At 75.2% G+C, this 17,251-nt stretch carries 20 protein-coding genes; 8 read left to right on the forward strand and 12 right to left on the reverse strand.

The window, feature by feature from the left end:
- Positions 1-30 precede the first annotated feature (30 nt).
- From ACTJIY_RS04040 to ACTJIY_RS04055, 4 genes are all read right to left on the reverse strand, one after another.
- Positions 31-408 (reverse strand): VOC family protein, encoded by a 378-nt coding sequence (locus ACTJIY_RS04040; RefSeq protein WP_440673256.1) that lies wholly within the window; start codon positions 406-408, stop codon positions 31-33.
- Positions 409-497: 89 nt separating this feature from the next.
- Complete coding sequence (locus ACTJIY_RS04045) at positions 498-941, reverse strand: acetyltransferase (RefSeq protein ID WP_440673255.1); 444 nt, start codon at positions 939-941, stop codon at positions 498-500.
- A gap of 32 nt (positions 942-973) precedes the next feature.
- Entirely contained in the window at positions 974-1,408 is a 435-nt protein-coding gene (locus ACTJIY_RS04050; RefSeq protein WP_440673254.1) for an arsenate reductase ArsC, read from the reverse strand.
- On the reverse strand, positions 1,405-1,779 hold the full coding sequence (locus tag ACTJIY_RS04055) for an ArsR/SmtB family transcription factor (RefSeq protein WP_440673253.1): 375 nt from the start codon (positions 1,777-1,779) through the stop codon (positions 1,405-1,407). Before ACTJIY_RS04055 ends, ACTJIY_RS04050 begins: the two co-directional genes overlap by 4 nt.
- 89 nt (positions 1,780-1,868) lie before the next feature.
- Here ACTJIY_RS04055 and arsM point away from each other — a divergent pair, with 89 nt between their 5' ends.
- Entirely contained in the window at positions 1,869-2,648 is a 780-nt protein-coding gene (gene arsM / locus ACTJIY_RS04060) for an arsenite methyltransferase (protein ID WP_440673252.1), read from the forward strand.
- A gap of 113 nt (positions 2,649-2,761) precedes the next feature.
- A complete protein-coding gene (locus ACTJIY_RS04065) occupies positions 2,762-3,550 on the forward strand; it encodes a CPBP family intramembrane glutamic endopeptidase (RefSeq protein ID WP_440673251.1) in 789 nt (262 codons plus the stop codon).
- Positions 3,551-3,582: 32 nt separating this feature from the next.
- Here the strand turns inward: ACTJIY_RS04065 and ACTJIY_RS04070 are convergent, their stop codons facing one another.
- Positions 3,583-3,873, reverse strand: a complete 291-nt coding sequence (locus tag ACTJIY_RS04070) for a hypothetical protein (RefSeq protein WP_440673250.1) — start codon at positions 3,871-3,873, stop codon at positions 3,583-3,585.
- 122 nt (positions 3,874-3,995) lie between these two features.
- Here ACTJIY_RS04070 and ACTJIY_RS04075 point away from each other — a divergent pair, with 122 nt between their 5' ends.
- Positions 3,996-5,012, forward strand: a complete 1,017-nt coding sequence (locus ACTJIY_RS04075; RefSeq protein WP_440673249.1) for a 5'-3' exonuclease — start codon at positions 3,996-3,998, stop codon at positions 5,010-5,012.
- 111 nt (positions 5,013-5,123) lie between these two features.
- Here the strand turns inward: ACTJIY_RS04075 and ACTJIY_RS04080 are convergent, their stop codons facing one another.
- The gene (locus ACTJIY_RS04080) at positions 5,124-6,182 is read right to left on the reverse strand and encodes an iron-siderophore ABC transporter substrate-binding protein (protein ID WP_440673248.1); all 1,059 of its coding nucleotides are present in this window, start codon (positions 6,180-6,182) and stop codon (positions 5,124-5,126) included.
- Positions 6,183-6,354: 172 nt separating this feature from the next.
- Between ACTJIY_RS04080 and ACTJIY_RS04085 the strand changes: the two genes are divergently transcribed.
- Both ACTJIY_RS04085 and ACTJIY_RS04090 read left to right on the forward strand, forming a co-directional pair.
- Positions 6,355-7,152 carry an alpha/beta hydrolase gene (locus ACTJIY_RS04085; protein ID WP_440673247.1) on the forward strand — a complete coding sequence of 266 codons (798 nt, stop codon included), beginning with the start codon at positions 6,355-6,357 and terminating at the stop codon, positions 7,150-7,152.
- A gap of 116 nt (positions 7,153-7,268) precedes the next feature.
- A complete protein-coding gene (locus tag ACTJIY_RS04090) occupies positions 7,269-8,657 on the forward strand; it encodes an FAD-binding oxidoreductase (RefSeq protein WP_440673246.1) in 1,389 nt (462 codons plus the stop codon).
- Between the two features lie 36 nt (positions 8,658-8,693).
- Here the strand turns inward: ACTJIY_RS04090 and ACTJIY_RS04095 are convergent, their stop codons facing one another.
- The 3 genes from ACTJIY_RS04095 to ACTJIY_RS04105 form a co-directional block, all read right to left on the reverse strand.
- Complete coding sequence (locus ACTJIY_RS04095; RefSeq protein ID WP_440673245.1) at positions 8,694-9,269, reverse strand: DUF4240 domain-containing protein; 576 nt, start codon at positions 9,267-9,269, stop codon at positions 8,694-8,696.
- 70 nt (positions 9,270-9,339) lie between these two features.
- Complete coding sequence (locus ACTJIY_RS04100; protein WP_440673244.1) at positions 9,340-9,780, reverse strand: protein-tyrosine phosphatase family protein; 441 nt, start codon at positions 9,778-9,780, stop codon at positions 9,340-9,342.
- Between the two features lie 20 nt (positions 9,781-9,800).
- On the reverse strand, positions 9,801-10,514 hold the full coding sequence (locus ACTJIY_RS04105; protein WP_440673243.1) for a DedA family protein: 714 nt from the start codon (positions 10,512-10,514) through the stop codon (positions 9,801-9,803).
- Between the two features lie 130 nt (positions 10,515-10,644).
- On the opposite strand from ACTJIY_RS04105, the gene ACTJIY_RS04110 reads away from it, so the two are divergent.
- Positions 10,645-11,808 carry a sensor histidine kinase gene (locus ACTJIY_RS04110; RefSeq protein ID WP_440673242.1) on the forward strand — a complete coding sequence of 388 codons (1,164 nt, stop codon included), beginning with the start codon at positions 10,645-10,647 and terminating at the stop codon, positions 11,806-11,808.
- The gene (locus ACTJIY_RS04115; RefSeq protein WP_440673400.1) at positions 11,808-12,446 is read left to right on the forward strand and encodes a response regulator; all 639 of its coding nucleotides are present in this window, start codon (positions 11,808-11,810) and stop codon (positions 12,444-12,446) included. The genes ACTJIY_RS04110 and ACTJIY_RS04115 overlap by 1 nt, the downstream gene beginning before the upstream one ends.
- A 13-nt stretch (positions 12,447-12,459) precedes the next feature.
- Here ACTJIY_RS04115 and ACTJIY_RS04120 read toward each other — a convergent pair whose 3' ends face one another.
- Both ACTJIY_RS04120 and ACTJIY_RS04125 read right to left on the reverse strand, forming a co-directional pair.
- Entirely contained in the window at positions 12,460-14,193 is a 1,734-nt protein-coding gene (locus tag ACTJIY_RS04120; RefSeq protein WP_440673241.1) for an acyl-CoA dehydrogenase family protein, read from the reverse strand.
- A gap of 86 nt (positions 14,194-14,279) precedes the next feature.
- Positions 14,280-15,011 (reverse strand): TetR/AcrR family transcriptional regulator, encoded by a 732-nt coding sequence (locus ACTJIY_RS04125; protein ID WP_440673240.1) that lies wholly within the window; start codon positions 15,009-15,011, stop codon positions 14,280-14,282.
- 151 nt (positions 15,012-15,162) lie between these two features.
- Here ACTJIY_RS04125 and ACTJIY_RS04130 point away from each other — a divergent pair, with 151 nt between their 5' ends.
- Positions 15,163-16,716 carry a class I adenylate-forming enzyme family protein gene (locus tag ACTJIY_RS04130; RefSeq protein ID WP_440673239.1) on the forward strand — a complete coding sequence of 518 codons (1,554 nt, stop codon included), beginning with the start codon at positions 15,163-15,165 and terminating at the stop codon, positions 16,714-16,716.
- Positions 16,717-16,751: 35 nt separating this feature from the next.
- On the opposite strand, the gene ACTJIY_RS04135 is transcribed toward ACTJIY_RS04130, so the two are convergent.
- A complete protein-coding gene (locus ACTJIY_RS04135; protein WP_253051769.1) occupies positions 16,752-17,213 on the reverse strand; it encodes an Lrp/AsnC family transcriptional regulator in 462 nt (153 codons plus the stop codon).
- Positions 17,214-17,251: the final 38 nt, after the last annotated feature.

Below are 17,251 nucleotides of genomic sequence, written 5' to 3' on the forward strand. Positions count from 1 at the left end.
GGAAGACCGTAGTTCCGCGGGCGGGCAGCCTCAGACGTCGTCGTCCTGGATGACCGACAGCACGTTGCCGGCGGGGTCGGTGAACCACGCGATGAGCGGGCCGCCGCCGCGGAACACGAAGTCGTCGTCGGTCTCGACCGGCGTCCCCGCGTACTTCTCGAACGCGACGCCGCGCTCGCGCAGGGCCGCGACGGTGCCGGGGACGTCGTCGACCGGGAAGTTGAGGACGGTGAACGACGCCGGCTCGTGCGCGTCGCCCTTGGGGTAGACGAGCACGCCCGAGTCGCCGGGCACCCGGATCCACAGCAGGTCGTCGCCCTCGACCGTGAGCCCGAGCAGGTCGCCGTAGAAGTGCCGCGCCGCCTCGACGTCGTCGACCGAGAACCCGCTGAACGCCTTGCCGAGCATGTCGCCTCCTGGGGTCGCGCGGGCCGGACGGCCCGCTCTCCCCAGGGTCGACCGGCCTGGGCGCGCCCGCTCATCGGTCGCCGTCGAGGTCATGCCTCCCGACGCAGGTGCAGCAGTGGGAAAGGGCGGCCCTGGCCGTCGGTCGCGGACCGCCCCGTGACCTCGAAGCCCAGTGCGCGGTAGAAGCCGAGCGCGGCCGGGTTCTGCTCGTTGACGTCCAGCTCGAGCACGGGGTGGTCCCGCCCGGCGTGGGCCAGCAGCGCGCGCCCGATCCCCTGGCCGTGGAGGTCCGGGTCGACGAACAGCATCTCGACGCGGTGCCCCACCGTCCCGACGAACCCCGCCACCCGGCCGTCGCGCTCCGCGACCGACACGTCGACGGCCCCCAGGTACTCGTCGCGCACCCCGACCTCCAGGTCAGCCACGTCCTGCGGGGTGAGGAAGTCGTGCGTGGCCTCGACCGCCCGTCGCCACACGTCGACCAGCGCGTCGGTGTCGTCGGGGTGGGCGGGGCGGAGCAGGAGGTCGGTCACGGCACGAGCCTGCTGCCCCGGCCCCGCCGGGTTCAAGCGGATTGCTGGTCGCCCGCGGGGAGACCGAGGGAGTCGAGCAGCGCGACGACGCGCCCGCGGATCTCGTCGCGGATCGGGCGGACGGCGTCGAGGTCCTGCCCGGCGGGGTCGTCGAGGACCCAGTCCTCGTACCGCTTGCCGGGGTAGAACGGGCAGGCGTCGCCGCAGCCCATGGTGATCACGACGTCGGACGCCTGCACCGCGTCCGACGTCAGGACCTTGGGCTGCTCGCCGGTGAGGTCGATCCCGACCTCGCGCATGGCCTCGACGGCGACGGGGTTGATCCGGTCGCCCGGCATCGACCCGGCGGAGCGGACCTCGACGGCGTCGCCGCCGAGCGTGCGCAGGAACCCGGCGGCCATCTGCGAGCGCCCGGCGTTGTGGACGCAGACGAACAGCACGCTCGGCCGGCCCGTCCCCGCGCTCACCGCGCCACCGCCGGGGCGTCGGCGAGGACGGTGCGGACGGCGCGCTCGACGAGGTCGCGCGCGCCGGGCGCGACCGCGTAGTACGCCCACTTGCCCCGCTGCTCGCGCGTCACGAGACCGGCCTTGGCGAGCGTCGACATGTGGTGGGAGACGGTCGGCTGGGACAGACCGAGCGGGTCGGTGAGATCGCAGACGCACGCCTCGCCGTCGGGCCGGGCCGCGATGATCGACAGCAGCCGCACGCGCGCCGGGTCGGCCAGGGCCTTGAAGGTGACGGCCACGTCGCGCGCGGCGGCGGCGTCGAGGCCGCCGGCCTCGGCCGGGCCGCAGCAGGCGCCGGTCGTGGCCGCGATCGGCAGGAGGGTGGTCATGCGGTGATTCTCGCAGACGTATTGACAGATGTCGATGCATTGCACCATCGTCCTCGTATCGACGTTCATCGATCTGAGGATTGAGCACCATGACGACCTACCGCGAGGTGCACGAGCAGGTCCGGGCCCGGTACGCCGAGGCCGCGACCGTCGCCGCGACGGGGACCGCGGTGGAGGGCGGGTGCTGCACGACGACGTCCGCGTGCTGCGGGTCCGCGGCGTCCGCCCCGGTCTTCGGCCCGGGCCTGTACGACGCGCGGCAGACCGTCGGGCTGCCGACGACGGCGGTCCTGGCGAGCCTCGGCTGCGGCAACCCGACCGCCGTCGCCGAGCTGCGCGCGGGCGAGCGCGTGCTCGATCTCGGCTCGGGCGGCGGGATCGACGTGCTGCTCTCCGCGCGGCGCGTGGGCCCCGCCGGGTTCGCCTACGGGGTCGACATGACCGACGAGATGCTCGACCTCGCCCGGCGCAACGCCGCCGAGGCCGGCGCGACGAACGTCGAGTTCCGGCGGGGCACCATCGAGGACCTGCCGTTCGAGGACGCCGCGGTGGACGTCGTCATCTCGAACTGTGTCGTCAACCTGTCCCCCGACAAGCCCGCGGTGCTCGCCGAGGTCTTCCGCGTCCTCGTCCCGGGCGGCCGCGTCGGCATCTCGGACGTCGTCGCCGAGGACCGGCTCACCGCGGCCGACCGGGCCGAGCGGGGCAGCCACCTGGGCTGCGTCGCCGGCGCCCTCTCGCGCACGGAGTACCTGGACGGCCTGACCGCCGCAGGGTTCGTGGATCCCGACGTCACGTTCACCCACGAGGTCGCCGACGGCATGCACGGTGCGATCGTGCGGGCGACGAAGCCGGGGTCGACGGCCTGACGTCGCGACCGCGCTGACGGCCCCGGGCCGCTTCGCCGCGCGCCCTGCCCGCCCTGTCCCTACGCTCGGCGTGACGCTCCCGTCTGCTGCGCCGGCCCCGAGAGGCAGGAACCATGAACACCCTCCGCACCGCGCAGGCGACAGGCACGGGCCGCCGGCTCTCCGTTCTCGGCTTCGTCGTGCTCGTCGTCGTCTACCTCGCCCTCATCCAGGGGCTCGGCTTCCTGCTGACGCGCGGGATCGACGCGAAGTACGCCGCGCCCACGAGCATCGACGAGCTGTGGCGGTCCATGACGCTGCCGGTCGGCCTGTCCGTCGTCCTGGTCGTCGCCGTCATCTCGTTCCTCCGCTGGTGGCGTCCGGTGTGGACGGACGACCGCCCGGTCCGGTCGTGGCTGGTCGCGGTCCCCGTCGTCATGGCGGTGAGCATCCTGCTGGTGACGAACTACGGTGGCCTCGCCGCGAAGGGCGCGGCCTTCACGCTGCTCCTCCTGCTGTCCTGCCTCCTCGTGGGGTTCGGCGAGGAGCTCATGTTCCGCGGCCTCGGCGTGGCGGTGTTCCGCACCGACGGTTTCTCGGAGGGCAAGGTCGCACTCTGGGTGACGCTGATCTTCGGCCTCGCGCACGCGTCGAACCTGTTCACCGAGGGACCGGGCGCGTTCGCGCAGGTCGTCGCGACGATCATCGCCGGCTACTTCTTCTACCTGATCCGACGCCGCACCGGCGGCATCCTCGTCCCCGCGCTCGTGCACGGCGCCTGGGACTTCTCCCTCGTGTCGAACTTCGTCGTCGAGGGCGAGACCCGGGTCCTCCCCCTGGTCGCCGTCCTCACGATGGTCGTCCTCGCGGTCGTCGTGCTGGTCGGGCGCACGAAGATCGAGCCCGCACCGGCCGCCGTCTGACCGGCCGCGCGGCGGCGCGGGTGTCGAGCCGTCTACCGGCGCCCGCGCAGCGCGATCACCGGTCCCGAGAACAGGGCGATGCCGAGCATGAACCCGACGTCGTACCAGTTCCCGTTGTTGTCGACCTCGTAGATGCTCACGGTGTCCGTGAAGAGCGACACGATGAACGTGATCGGCAGGATCATGCCCTGCCACAACCCCCACCAGAACCCGTAGCCGCCGGGGCTCGCGGCGACGTTCGGCCCGGCCGCGCAGGCTCCCAGGAGCAGGATCACCGCGAGGGCGAGAGCCGCGCCGGCTCCTCGCCGTGCCGTCGTGGACATGACGCTCACCTCCGTGCAGCAGTCGACGGCACCAGTGAACCGCGCGCGTCGCCCAACGGCGCGGTGAGGACCGCGGCACCCCCGCCGGGCCGGGTGTCGGGGCCGTGCGGCAGGATGGCGGCATGACGCAGAGCACGGACGACGGCGCCCCCTCGAGCACCCCCGCGACGGCGGGCGGCGAGCTCATGCTGCTCGACACGGCGAGCCTGTACTTCCGCGCGTTCTTCGGGGTCCCCGACTCGATCAAGGCCCCGGACGGCACGCCGGTCAACGCGGTGCGCGGCCTGCTCGACATGATCGCGACGCTCGTCACGGACCGGCGGCCGTCGCGCCTCGTCGCGTGCTGGGACGTGGACTGGCGGCCGGCGTTCCGGGTCGAGGCCATCCCGTCCTACAAGGCGCACCGGGTCGCCGAGAAGGTGCCCGGGACCACGGGCGTCGAGGAGGTCCCGGAGAAGCTCGTCGCGCAGATCCCGGTGATCGTCGACGTGCTCGCGGCGCTGGGGATCGCCCGCGTCGGCGCGGCGGGGTACGAGGCCGACGACGTCATCGGCACGCTCACCGCGCGCGAGGTCGCGCGGCGCGCGACCGAGGGCGTGGCGCCGGACGCGTCGGGCCGGGCCGCCGTCGAGGTCGTCACCGGGGACCGCGACCTGTTTCAGCTCGTCGACGACGCCGCGGGCGTCCGCGTCCTCTACCCGACCAAGGGCGTGAAGAACCTCGACGTCGTCGACCAGGCGCGGCTCGCGGAGCGGTACGGGATCCCGACGGGGGCGGCGTACGCGGACATGGCGGTGCTCCGCGGCGACCCGAGCGACGGCCTGCCCGGCGTCCCCGGCATCGGGGAGAAGACGGCGGTCGCGCTGCTCGCGAGGTTCGGCGACCTCGCGGGCGTGCTCGCGGCGCGCGAGGCGGGCGACCCCGACCTGACGGCGACCCAGCGCCGTCGCCTCACCGAGGCGGCCGCCTACCTGGAGGTCGCGCCGCTCGTCGTGCGCGTCGCGCCGGACGCCCCCGTCGGGGAGGTCCACGACGCGCTCCCGACCGCCCCCGCGGACCCCGACACGCTCGCCGAGCTCACGGAGCGGTGGGGCCTCGGGACGTCGGTCCGGCGCCTGCTGGACGCCCTGGGCGGCTGATCCCGCCGCCGCGGGCGCGTCGCGCACGAAGCGGCCGCACGGGTCACTTCTCCGCGGCGGGCGCCCCCCCTCCCCACCTCCGCCACCCCCCCCCCCCCCCCCCCCCACGGCTCACTTCGACGCGGCGGCCGCCTCGGCGAGCTGCGGGACGTACTGGTCGAGCATCCACGGGATGGAGAGCACGGTCGGGGCGCTGCTCGCCATGACGAACGACTCGCCGACGATCGGGGCGAACCGGCCCTGCTGCACCGACTCCATCGCGCCGACGGACGGCAGCGCCGTGAACGCGTCGACCTCGTCCTGAGAGCCGAAGTACATGACGAGCACGTCGGTGTCGATCTCGCCGAGTCGCTCCTCGCTGAGCCCGTAGAAGTACGTGCCGTCGTCGGGCGAGGCGTCGAGCTCGGCGACGCTCGGGCTGAGCGTCATGCCCATGTCCTCGAGCAGGTCGACGCGCGGGTCGTCCGCCCGGAAGACGTTGAGCGTGCCCGGGGTGTTGGCCGACGCGTAGACGAACGTCGTGCCGTCGAGCTCCGGGTGCTCGTCGGCGAGCGCGGTGACGTACGCGTCGGTCTCCGACTGGAGCGCCGCCGCCTCGTCGCTCTTGCCGAGCGCCGTCCCGACGATCTCGAGCTGGTCCTGCCACGGCAGCGCCCACGGCTGGTCCGGGTACGCGACGACGGGCGCGACCTCGGACAGCCGGTCGAACTCCTCCTGCGTGATGCCGGAGTAGGGCGCGAGGATGACGTCGGGCTGCGCCGCGGCGATCTCCTCGAACGGGACCTCGCCCGTGTCGGAGCCCGAGAGCAGGGTCGGGGTCTCGCCGCCGAGCTCCTCGATCGCGTCCTCGTCCCACGGCAGGATCCCGGTCTCGCCGCCGCCGTAGTCGTTGCGCGGCATCGCGACGGGCACGACCCCGAGCGCGAGGACCGCGTCCTGCGTCGACCAGCCCCAGGTCACGACCCGCTCGGGCTGCTCGGGGATGACGGCGTCGCCCAGGGCGCTCTCGATCGTCACCGGGAAGGCGCCGCCCGCGGCCGGGGTCGCGCTCGTGTCGTCGGCGGCGCCGTCGTCGGCGCCCGCGGAGCACCCGGCGAGCACGAGCGCGCCGAGCGCGAGGAGGGCAGCCGCGGTGGTGCGGCGCGAGGCGGAGGACGTCGGACGACGCATGGATCTCTCCCAGAGGACGGTGGCGCCGCCGGCGTGGCGACTGAGCAAGGTAAGGCTAGCCTCATTCATCGCCGGAGCGGAGCGTGCGGCCCGTGCGATGGCTCACAGCGGGCAGACTGGGGGCGCCGTCGGGCGCCCCCGTCGGCACATCCGACCCGCCGGGAGGCGACCCGTGGCCCTCGTCCGCTGCTCCTTCTACTCCGACGTGCTCGAGGTGAGCACGACGATGACCGTCGTCCTCCCGCAGGCCACGGCGACCCAGATCGGCATGGCCGGGTCCGCGAGCGCCCGCGCGGAGGGCGCCCCGGTCCTCTACCTGCTCCACGGCATGAGCGACGACGAGACGATCTGGACGCGCCGGACGTCGATCGAGCGGTACGTCGCCGACCGGGGGCTGGCCGTCGTCATGCCGCGCGTGGAGCGCAGCTTCTACGCCGACGAGGTGCACGGGCACCGGTACTGGACGTTCCTGTCGGAGGAGCTGCCGAGCCTGGTCGACCAGTTCTTCCGGGTGTCGTCGCGCCGCGAGGACACGTTCGTCGCTGGCCTGTCGATGGGCGGGTACGGGGCCTTCCGCTGGGCGCTGCGGCACCCCGAGCGGTTCGCGGCGGCGGCGAGCCTGTCGGGGGTGCTCGACCTCGCCGACGAGTCGTACCGGGAGCGCCGCCTGCCCGACATCGAGCGCGTGTTCGGCAAGCGGGAGATCGCGGGCTCCGACGACGACCTGCTCGCGCTGCTGCGCCGGGCTGCCGCCGAGGGTCGGACGGCGGACCTCCCCGACCTGTTCCTCGCGTGCGGGACGGAGGACTTCCTCGTCGACGGCAACAGGGCGTTCGAGCGCGTGGCCGATGAGTCCGGCGTGGCGCTGCGGTCGGAGTTCTCGCCCGGGACCCACGAGTGGGGCTTCTGGGACCGCACGATCCAGGACGTCCTCGACTGGCTGCCGCTGCCGGGGGCGCCACGAACCTGACGCGGCGCCCTCCCTACCCGTCGGGGCACGCGTCACACACCGTGCTCGCGCGTCGTCGTGTGGGTGACCGCACCTAGCGTCGAGACGCGCACACCGCGACGAAGGGGACCACGACCATGACCACCTCTGCCACCACGCTCCCGCCCACCGACGTCGCCGCCCTGCGCGACCGCGTCACTGGTCGCGTCCTCGCCCGGGGCGACCTGCCGGACGGCGGCCCGACGGCCGCGGAGGCCGTCGCCTCCCACAGCACGCTCGTCACGCACGACCCCGACCTCGCGGTGCTGGCCGCGACCGAGGCCGACGTCGTGGAGGCGGTCCGGTTCGCGTCCAAGCACGGGCTGCGCGTGCGCGCCCACGCGACGGGCCACGGCGCGTCCTCGCCCGTCGGGGACGGCCTCGTCCTCGGCACGAGCGACCTCGCGGGCGTCGAGATCGACCCGGAGACCCGCGTCGCGCGCATCGCCGCGGGCACCCGCTGGAAGACGGTGGTCGAGGCCGCGGCGGAGCACGGGCTGCTCCCCGTCACGGGGTCGTCCACGGGGGTCGGCGTGGTCGGGTACACGCTCGGCGGCGGGTTCGGCCCGCTGACGCGCAGCCACGGGCTCACCACGGACTGGGTCCGCGGCTTCCGGGTCGTGCTGGCCGACGGCTCGGTCGTCGAGGCGAGCCCGGACTCCGAGCCGGACCTCTTCTGGGCGCTGCGCGGCGGCAAGGGCGGGCTCGGCGTGGTGACGCGCGTCGACGTCGAGCTCGCGCCGCTGCGCACCCTGTACGCCGGGTCGCTCACCTTCGACGCCCCGCACGTCGAGGACGTGCTGCGCGGGTGGGTCGCCTGGACCGCGACCGCACCCGACGACGTCACGACCTCCGTCGCGGTGCTCGCCCTCCCGGACCTCCCGTTCGTCCCCGAGCACCTGCGCGGCCGCACGGTCCTCGCCCTCCGCTTCGCCTACCCGGGCGACGCCGCGGAGGGCGAGCGCCTGGCCGCACCGCTGCGGGCGCTGGCACCGGTGCTCGCGGACGCGGTCGGCGAGATCCCGACGACCGCCGTCGCGACGATCCACTCCGACCCGGAGGACGCGGGCCCGTCGTGGGTCTACGGCGCCGGCCTGCGCGAGGTGGACGCGGCGTTCCTCGACCGGTTCCTCGCGGACCTCGGGCCGGGCAGCGGCTCGCCGTTCGTGGCGGCCGAGCTGCGGCACCTCGGCGCGGCCGGCGCGCGCGACGTCGACGGCGGGTCCGCCGCGGGCGGACGGACGGCCGGGTTCCTGCTCAGCCTGGTCGGCGTGAACCCGCCGCGCGTGCCGGACATGATCGAGGCCGCGGCGTCGTTCGCGCAGTGGTCCGAGCCGTGGGCCGCGACGGAGACCAACATCAACTTCCTGCCCGGCCCGTGGACGGACGAGACGCTCGCCCGGGCGTGGTCGCCCGAGACGGCGGCGCGCCTCGCGTCGGTGCGGTCGGCCTACGACCCGGCGGGCCTCTTCGCCTGGCGCGTGTGACGTCGGGTCAGCGCTGCCGGTCGACACGGAGCGGTCTCACACCGCGAACAGCGCGGTGAGCCGCGGGAGGCGGCGCGCGTTCTCCTCGTCGTCGTCGAAGTCCCACTGCTCGCCGGTGGGCTCGCTGCGCGCGTGCCCGGTCGCCGTCCGCTCGCGCGCCGCGTAGTACGCCTCGTCGTCCTCGCCGGTCGCGCGCGACCACGCGTCGCCGACGAGCGAGTCCAGCGACTCGTACCCGAACCAGGCGGACCCGTCGTCGGCCATGGCGGCGACCACGGGGTGGTCGGCGAGGGAGTCCGGGTCCGACAGCGCGCGCTCGAACGTCGCCCGGCCTGCGAGGAGGAGCCCGTCGCGGAAGTCCATGAAGCCGTCGTCGCTGCACCCGCCCTCGACGAGGTACGCGGCACCCCACAGCGGCCACGCGTACGCGTCGTGCGCCAGACCGCCCGCCACGTCGACGAACGCGAGCATCTCGTCCGCGGTGAGCCGCTCGACGAGCATCTCGGTCAGGGCGTCGGGCAGCGGGTCGTCCTCCGCGCCGCGGTCGTCGGCACCCGCGCCCGCCCGGCCGCGCGCGGCGTCGACGATCTCCCAGAAGGTCTCTCGATCCATGGCCCGGACGGTACGGCCGGTCACCCACAGACGCTGGTCGCCCGGCGGCGTCAGCGGTCCGGACCGGGGTCTACGGGACCGTCCGCGCCCCGGTTTGCCGCACCCAGCGGCGCTGCCACGGCGTCTCGACGGCGCGGGGCCGGTAGTGCGCGCGGACCCACGCGACGGCGTCGTCGGGGCGGACGCCGCCCCACACCGCGAGGAGCGCGAGCGCCGTGCCGGTGCGACCGGTCCCGCCGCCGCACGCGACCTCCACGCGCTCGTCCGCCGCCCGCTCGTAGGCCTCGCGGAGCGTCTCGACGGCGTCCGGCGTGGACCTCGGCAGCGCGAAGTCCGGCCACCGGACCCAGCGCGACTCCCACGCCGTGGTCGGCGGCGGCGTGCCGGTGAGGTAGACGCCGAGCTCCGGCGCGTCGTCCGGCCCGGGCGGCCCGGACCGCAGCCCGCGGCCCCGCACCCGACGCCCGTCCGGCAGCTCCACGACGCCGTCGCCCTGTTCCCACGAACCCATGCGCTCCTCCTCCGGGGTGCTCAGCGCCGCGCGTGCCGCCGAGGCGCGGGGCTACCGGGCCGCGGCGGCGCGTCGGCACGCGCGCGGCGGACCAGCAGGTGGACGACGTACGCCACCGCGAGCACGGCGACGACGGCGAGGACCCCCTTCTGGTACGTCCCGATCGCGGCCTCGATCTCGGGCCACCGCTCTCCGAGACCGTAGCCGAGCAGGACGAGCGTGGTGTTCCAGACGCCGCTGCCGACCGCGGTCAGGACGAGGAACCTGCCCAGCGGCATGCGCTCGACGCCGGCCGGGATCGAGATGAGGCTGCGCACGATCGGGACGACGCGCCCGACGAGGACCGCTGTCGTCCCGTACCGGGCGAACCAGGCCTCGGCGGTGTCGACGTCCTCGACCCTGACGAGCGGCAGGCGTGCCGCGACGGCGCGGAGCCGCTCGGCACCGAGCGCGGCTCCGAGCCCGTAGAGCAGGAGCGCCCCGACGACGGAGCCGACCGTCGTCCACAGGATCGCCTCGAGCAGACCGAGGCGCCCCTGGGCGGCCGTGAACCCGGCGAGCGGCAGGATCACCTCGCTCGGGATCGGCGGGAAGAGGTTCTCCAGGGCGACCGCCACACCTGCTCCCGGTGCGCCGAGGGACTCCATCAGGCTCACCGCCCAGTCCGTGAGGCGGGTGATCGGACCGGGGTCGGAGGCGGTGGCCGCGAGGACGGACGGCGAGGAGAGGCTCATGCCGACGACGCTAGGAAGGCGCGAGCCGCGCCGGAACGCGGTGTCGCGCACGGACCGCGACGGTTTCCCGCGGCACGGGGTGCGGTTTGCCGCAGTCCGCGTCGCAGGTCGCGTCGCTAGGGTGAGTCGCGTGCCCAGCCGAGCGCCGTCCGTCGTCCGTGCCTCGTGCGGCGTCGTGGTCGGGGTCGGCCTCGTCCCGATCGACGCGGTGACGCTGCTCGCTGCCGCGGTAACCGCCCCGTTCGCCCGCGCGTCCGCCCGGACGGCGGCCTGGCGGGACGGGCGGGTCCGGGCCGCCGTGCGCGTGCACACGCGGCGACTGGAGCGGTGGTTCGCCTGGCACGCCGACGCTCCGGACGGCACCGGTCGACCCCTGCGCTACCTCGCCGCCCGCCTCGCCGTGGGCCTGCTCAGCGCGGGGATCCTCCTCCTGCTCGCCTACGGGGCGTTCGCGGCGGTGCTCATGACGGCGTCGTGGGCGTTCGACCTGCGGGTCCCCGCGCTGGCGGACGACGACAGCGACCCGACGACCGGGCTCACCGTCCTCTCGGCGGTCGTGCCGGGCGGGATCCTGCTCTACCTCGCGCTCATGGGACTCGTCGGCTCCGCGGCGCTCGAGCGGGCGGCGGCGAGCCGGTTGCTGGGCGAGGAGGACCGGACGCGGCTCCTCGCCCAGGTCGAGGCGCTCGCCGCCTCGCGGTCGGACATCGTCGCAGCCGTCGAGGCGGAACGCCGTCGGGTCGAGCGCGACCTGCACGACGGCGTCCAGCAGCAGGTCGTGGCGCTCGGGATGCTGCTCGACCGCGGCCGACGAGCCACCGACCCCGTGGTCCGCGACCGTCTCCTCGCCGACGCCGCCGACGAGGCCTCCCGGGTGCTCGCGAGCGTGCGCGACGTCGCCTGGCGCGTGCACCCCGCGGCGCTCGACACCCGGGGGCTGCGCCCGGTCCTGGCACGCCTGGCGGCACGGGCGACCCCGTCCGCGGAGCTCGACTACCGCCTGGACGGGCGACCGGGGCCCGCGGTGGAGGCGTGCGTGTACTACGTCGTCGCCGAGGCCCTGGCGAACGTCGCCAAGCACGCCGGCGCGACCCGCACGACGGTCACGGTGACCTCCGCCGACGGCGTCGTGCGGGCCAGCGTCACGGACGACGGTCGGGGTGGCGCGTCCCCGCGCGGCGGTCGCGGGCTCGCAGGCCTCGCGGCCCGGGCGGCGGCGCTCGGCGGCTCGCTCGACGTGACCAGCCCACCCGGCGGGCCGACCACCGTGACGGCGGTGCTGCCGTGCGCGTGATGATCGCCGAGGACTCCGCCCTCCTGCGCGAGGGTCTCCGGGCCCTCCTCGTGGACGAGGGCGTCACGGTCGACGCCGCCGTCGGCGACGCGGACGAGCTCCTCGCCCTGCTCGGGCGTCGTCCCGCGCCGGACGTCGTGCTGCTCGACGTGCGCATGCCCCCGACGCACACGGACGAGGGCATCCGGGCCGCGATCGAGGTGCGGCGCCGCTTCCCCGGGGTCGGCGTGCTCGTCCTCTCGCAGTACGTCGAGGCCGAGCCGACGCGGGACCTCGTCACGAGCGGCGGCGCAGGGGTCGGCTACCTCCTCAAGGACCGCGTGATGCGGGTCTCGGAGCTCCTGGACGCGCTGCGTCGGGTCGAGGCCGGCGACTTCGTCGTGGACCCGGAGGTCGTCCGCCAGCTCTTCGCGGACACCTCCCGCGCCGACCCGCTCGCGCGGCTGACGGAGCGCGAGCACGACGTCCTCCGCCTCATGGCCGAGGGCCGGACGAACGCCGGGATCGCGGCTGCGCTGCACCTGTCGCTCTCGGCGGTCGAGAAGCACGGCAACGCGATCTTCACCAAGCTCGGCCTCGACGCCGCCGGCGGCTACAGCCGCCGTGTCCTCGCCGTCCTGCACTACCTCCAGGGCTGACGACGACCCCTGCTCACGCGCCCGCGTGCCGCGCGAGGATCGCGTGCGCGTCCGTCCCGCGCGGCAGGACGCCGTAGCCGTGGCCGCGATCGTCGCCGAGGCGCGCCGCCACGAACGCGTCGGCCGTGCCCGACGGCGCGTGCCGCACCAGGAGCGACGCCTGGAGCGCGAGGGCGAGCGACTCCACGACGCGACGGGCCTGCGCCTGCTGCGCCCCGGCGTCGGCCCCCGCGACCTCCGCGAGCAGCCGGCGCGTGCGCGCGACGTGCGCGTCGAGGACGGGGTGCGCCCCCGCCGTCGTGCCCAGCTCGGCCTGGAACGCCGCGACGGACTCCGGCTCGCGACCCATGGCGCGCAGCACGTCGAGCGCGATGACGTTGCCCGACCCCTCCCAGATCGCCATGACCGGCTGCTCGCGGTAGCGGCGCGCGAGCGGGAACGCCTCCGTGTACCCGTTGCCGCCCAGGCACTCCATCGCCTCGTACGCGTGGTGCGGCCCGCGCTTGCACACCCAGTACTTGCTCACGGCCGTCGCGAGGCGGCGGAACGCGCGGTCGTGCTCGGACTCGCCGTCGTGCGCGGCGGCGAGGCGCACCGACGTCAGCGTCGCGGCCTCGGACTCGAGCGCGAGGTCGGCGAGCACCGCGGTCATGGCGGGCTGGTCCACGAGCGCCGCGCCGAACGCGCTGCGGTGCCGCGCGTGCCACAGGGCCTCGGTGACCGCCTGGCGCATGCCCGCGGCCGAGCCGTGCACGCAGTCCAGCCGCGTGCGCGACACCATCTCGATGATCGTCCGCACGCCGCGCCCGGGCTCCCCGACGAGGAACCCGACGGTGCCGTCGAGCTCGATCTCCGACGACGCGTTCGACCGGTTGCCCAGCTTCTCCTTGAGGCGCTGGATGCGGAACACGTTGCGCGTGCCGTCCTCCAGCACGCGCGGCACCAGGAAGCACGACGGCGCGGTGTCACCGCCGCGCGCGGTCCCGCCCGGGACCTGGGCGAGCACGAGGAACGCGTCGGACATCGGCGCCGAGCAGAACCACTTGTGCCCCGTGAGCAGGTAGGCGCCGTCCGCGCCGGCGGGCACGGCCGTCGTCGCGTTCGCGCGCACGTCCGAGCCGCCCTGCTTCTCCGTCATCGCCATGCCGACGAGCGCGCCGGGCTTGCTGCCCGGGGCCGCGAGGGCGCCGTCGTACCCGCGCGCGAGCAGCCGCGGCTCCCACACCGCGGCGAGCGACGGCGCGTGCCGCAGCGACGGCACCGCCGCGTGCGTCATGGAGACCGGGCACGCGTGCCCCGGCTCGACCTGCGCGAACAGCGAGAACACCGCGCCCCGCACGACGTTCGCCCCCGGCCCGGGCTCCGCCCACGCGCTCGTGTGCGCGCCGTGCGCGACGGCCGCCCCGATCACCTCGTGGTACGCCGGGTGGTACTCGACCTCGTCGATACGGTGCCCGCGGCGGTCGTGCGTGCGCAGCACGGGCTCGTGGACGTTCGCGAGCTCGGCCGCGCGCTGGAAGTCCCCCGTCCCGACGAGAGCGCCGACCGCGACGAGCCGGTCCTCGCCCCACTCCCCGCCGTACGCGTGCACCGCCTCGCGCAGCACGGGGTGGTCGAGGTACTCGTTGACCCCTGCGCGCTCCGGCGGCTGGTTCGTCACGCGGTGCGTGACGTGCGGCGCGGGGTGCGCGCCACCGGCCGGGTCGACGGCGGGACGCGTGGCCGGGGTGGTGTCGGTCGGGGTCATGGTGTCCTCCTGCGGCTCTGCGGGTGGCTCGGGGTCGGGACGCCGCCGGGCGGCGCCCGGAGGGTTCGGGGCGGGTCGGGCTGGCGTCAGGCGGAGTCCGACGCAGGAGCGGCGGCAGCGGCCCGGGCGCCGACGGCGCCCAGGCAGAAGCGCAGGATCGTCGCGACGACGGTGTCCCGCACCGCGGGCGGGACCGTGCCGTCGGAGGCGGTCGAGCCGTCGCCCGCGAGCGGGACCGTGCCGTCGGAGCCGGTCGGGCCGCCGCCCGCGAGCGGGGAGAGCGGACCGGTGAGCGACTCGCCGATCGCGCCGACGAGGGCGGTCGCGACGACCGTCACGTCCTGGTCGGGGATCTCCCCGGCGTCGACGCCGGCGCGCACGACCTCCGCGAACGTCTCGGCGTAGGCACGGCGGTACTCCAGGCGCGCCGCGTCGACGGCCGGGTGGACGGGCTCGAGCAGCAGCGCCCACGCGAGCGTCGGGCCGCGCAGCGCCCGCCGCGCGAAGGTGTCGACGGCGCGGCCGAGGCGGGCGACGGTCCGGTCGCCCGGGGGATCGTCCGGGCGGGCCGCGGCGGCGGTGCGCACGGCGTGCAGCTCGACGTCCGCCGCCTGCCGGAACACGGCCACGAGCAGGTCGGCCTTGGTGGGGAAGTACGAGTAGACGCCGCCCGTGCTCACCCCGGCGCGCGCGGCGAGCGCCTGCACGTTCGCCCCGACGAACCCGTGCTCGGCGACGATCGTGCGCGCCGCGTCGAGCAGCGCCTCGCGCTTGCGCTCGCGGGCGGCCCGCGTGGCGGGCGTCTCGCGGTAGGGCACGGTTCCTCCGTCGTCGTCGAGGGTGCGCCGCCTCGTCGCGGCTTCCCACCAAGAATTGAACCATGATTCAATTCATCGCGGCACCGGTCCCCGTCCGGGCCGCCGAGACGGCGTCGACGACGACGCCGAGCAGGACGTCGAGGAGGACGACATGCACCTGGGCAGCATGCTGGAGAGCACGGCACGCAAGGTCCCCGCCAAGGAGGCGCTCGTGCTGGGCGCGCGCCGGCTCACCTACGCCGAGCTGGACGACGCCGCGCGCCGCGCCGCCGCCGTGTTCCGCGACGCCGGGGTCCGTCCCGGCGACCGCGTCACGGTCATGACGTTCAACACGCCGGGCTTCGCGGTCGCGGCGTTCGGCCTGTGGCGCGCCGGCGCCGTGCTCGTCCCCGTCAACCACAAGCTCCAGGCACCCGAGGTCGCGCGGCTCGTCGCCCACAGCGGCGCCGTCCTGGGCGTCGCGGACGCGAGCCTCGCCCCCGTCGTGACCGCCGCCGCACCCGCGGTGCGCTGGCTGTGGACGGAGACCGACGCCGTCGGGCAGGACGCGGCAGGGACGCCGGGGCCCGACGACTTCGACGCGCTCGTCGCCGCCGCCGAGGCGTGGGACGGCGTCCCGCCCGACCAGGACACGATCGCCCAGGTGCTCTACACGTCCGGCACGACCGCGGCGCCGAAGGGCTGCGAGCACACCCACCGCGGGCTGAGCTCGGTCGCGGCGTTCACGACGGCCGCCGTCGGGCTGCGGGCCGACGACCGGTTCCTCCTCGCGATGCCGATCTGGCACGCGTCTCCGCTCAACAACTGGTTCCTGTCGATGGTGTTCCTCGGCGGGACGACCGTCCTCCTGCGGGAGTACCACCCGATCGAGATGCTGCGGACGGTCGCGGCCGAGCGCACGACCGCGTTCTTCGGCGCGCCCATCGCGTACGTCGCGCCGCTCCAGGTCGCCGCCGCGCAGGGCATCGACCTGTCGACGTTCGACCTGTCGAGCGCGCGGCTGTGGCTCGCCGGCGGCGCGCCCGTCGGCGCCGACACCGTGCGCGCGATCCGCGCCGCCTACCCGGGCGAGCTGCACCAGGTCTACGGCATGAGCGAGATGGGGCCGGTCGGCACCGCGCTCGGCCCCGCCGACCAGGAACGCAAGGCGGGCTCGATCGGCCACGCCGGGATGCCCGGCGTCGACGTGCGGGTCGTCGACCTCGACGGGAACGACGTCGGCCCCGGCGGGACCGGCGAGATCTGGCTGCGGTCGGACACCCGGATGGTCGGCTACCTCGACGACCCGGAGGCGACCGAGGCCGTGCTCGTGGGCGACTGGTACCGCACCGGCGACGTCGTGCGCGTCGACGAGGACGGGTACCTCTTCATCGTCGACCGGCTCAAGGACGTCATCATCACGGGCGGCGAGAACGTCTACTCCCAGGAGGTCGAGGAGGCGCTGCGCGGGTCGCCGGAGGTCGCGGACGTCGCCGTCGTCGGGCGCCCGCACGCCGACTGGGGCGAGACCGTCGTCGCGTTCGTCGTCCCCGCGCCCGGCGCCGAGCCGACGCTCGACTCGCTGCGCGCGTTCCTCGCCGACCGGCTCGCGCGCTACAAGGTGCCGCGCGACGTCGTGCTCGTCACCGAGCTCCCGCGCAACCCCTCCGGCAAGCTCACCAAGCACGTGCTGCGCTCGCGGGTCCGCGAGAGCGCCGCGACCTGACCCGTCGCGCGCGCCCGACCCTGACGCGGCCGGGGTCAGGGGCGCGCGTGCTCGAAGATCACGGTCGTGCTGGTCCCCGCGACCTCGGGCCGCACGCTGAGCGTCTTGGAGACCAGGTTGCGCAGGGCGTCGGAGTCGGCGACCGCGACGTGCAGGAGGAAGTCGCGGTCGCCCGTGACGAAGAAGACGCCCTCGACGTCGGGCAGCGTGAGCAGGTAGTCGCGGAACGCCTCGAGGCCCTTGCGCGCGCCCGCCTGGAGCCGGATCGCGATGAGCGCCTCGAGCCCGCGGCCGAGGGCCGCCGGGTCGACGTCCGCCCGGAAGCCGCGGATCACGCCGCGCTCCACGAGGGTGCGGACGCGCGCGTGGCACGTCGACGCGGCGATCCCGACGCGGGCCGCGATCGCCGCGTTCGTCGCGCGCGCGTCGGTCGCGAGGACGTCGAGGATGCGGCGGTCGACGTCGTCCAGGACGGCGGGTCGAAGATCCTTCGGCATGCGGAGCCTCCTCTGAGGGTTCGACGAAGTTCAGGTCG

The organism is Cellulosimicrobium sp. 22598 (genome assembly GCF_052044445.1).
Lineage (GTDB): Bacteria > Actinomycetota > Actinomycetes > Actinomycetales > Cellulomonadaceae > Cellulosimicrobium > Cellulosimicrobium cellulans_G.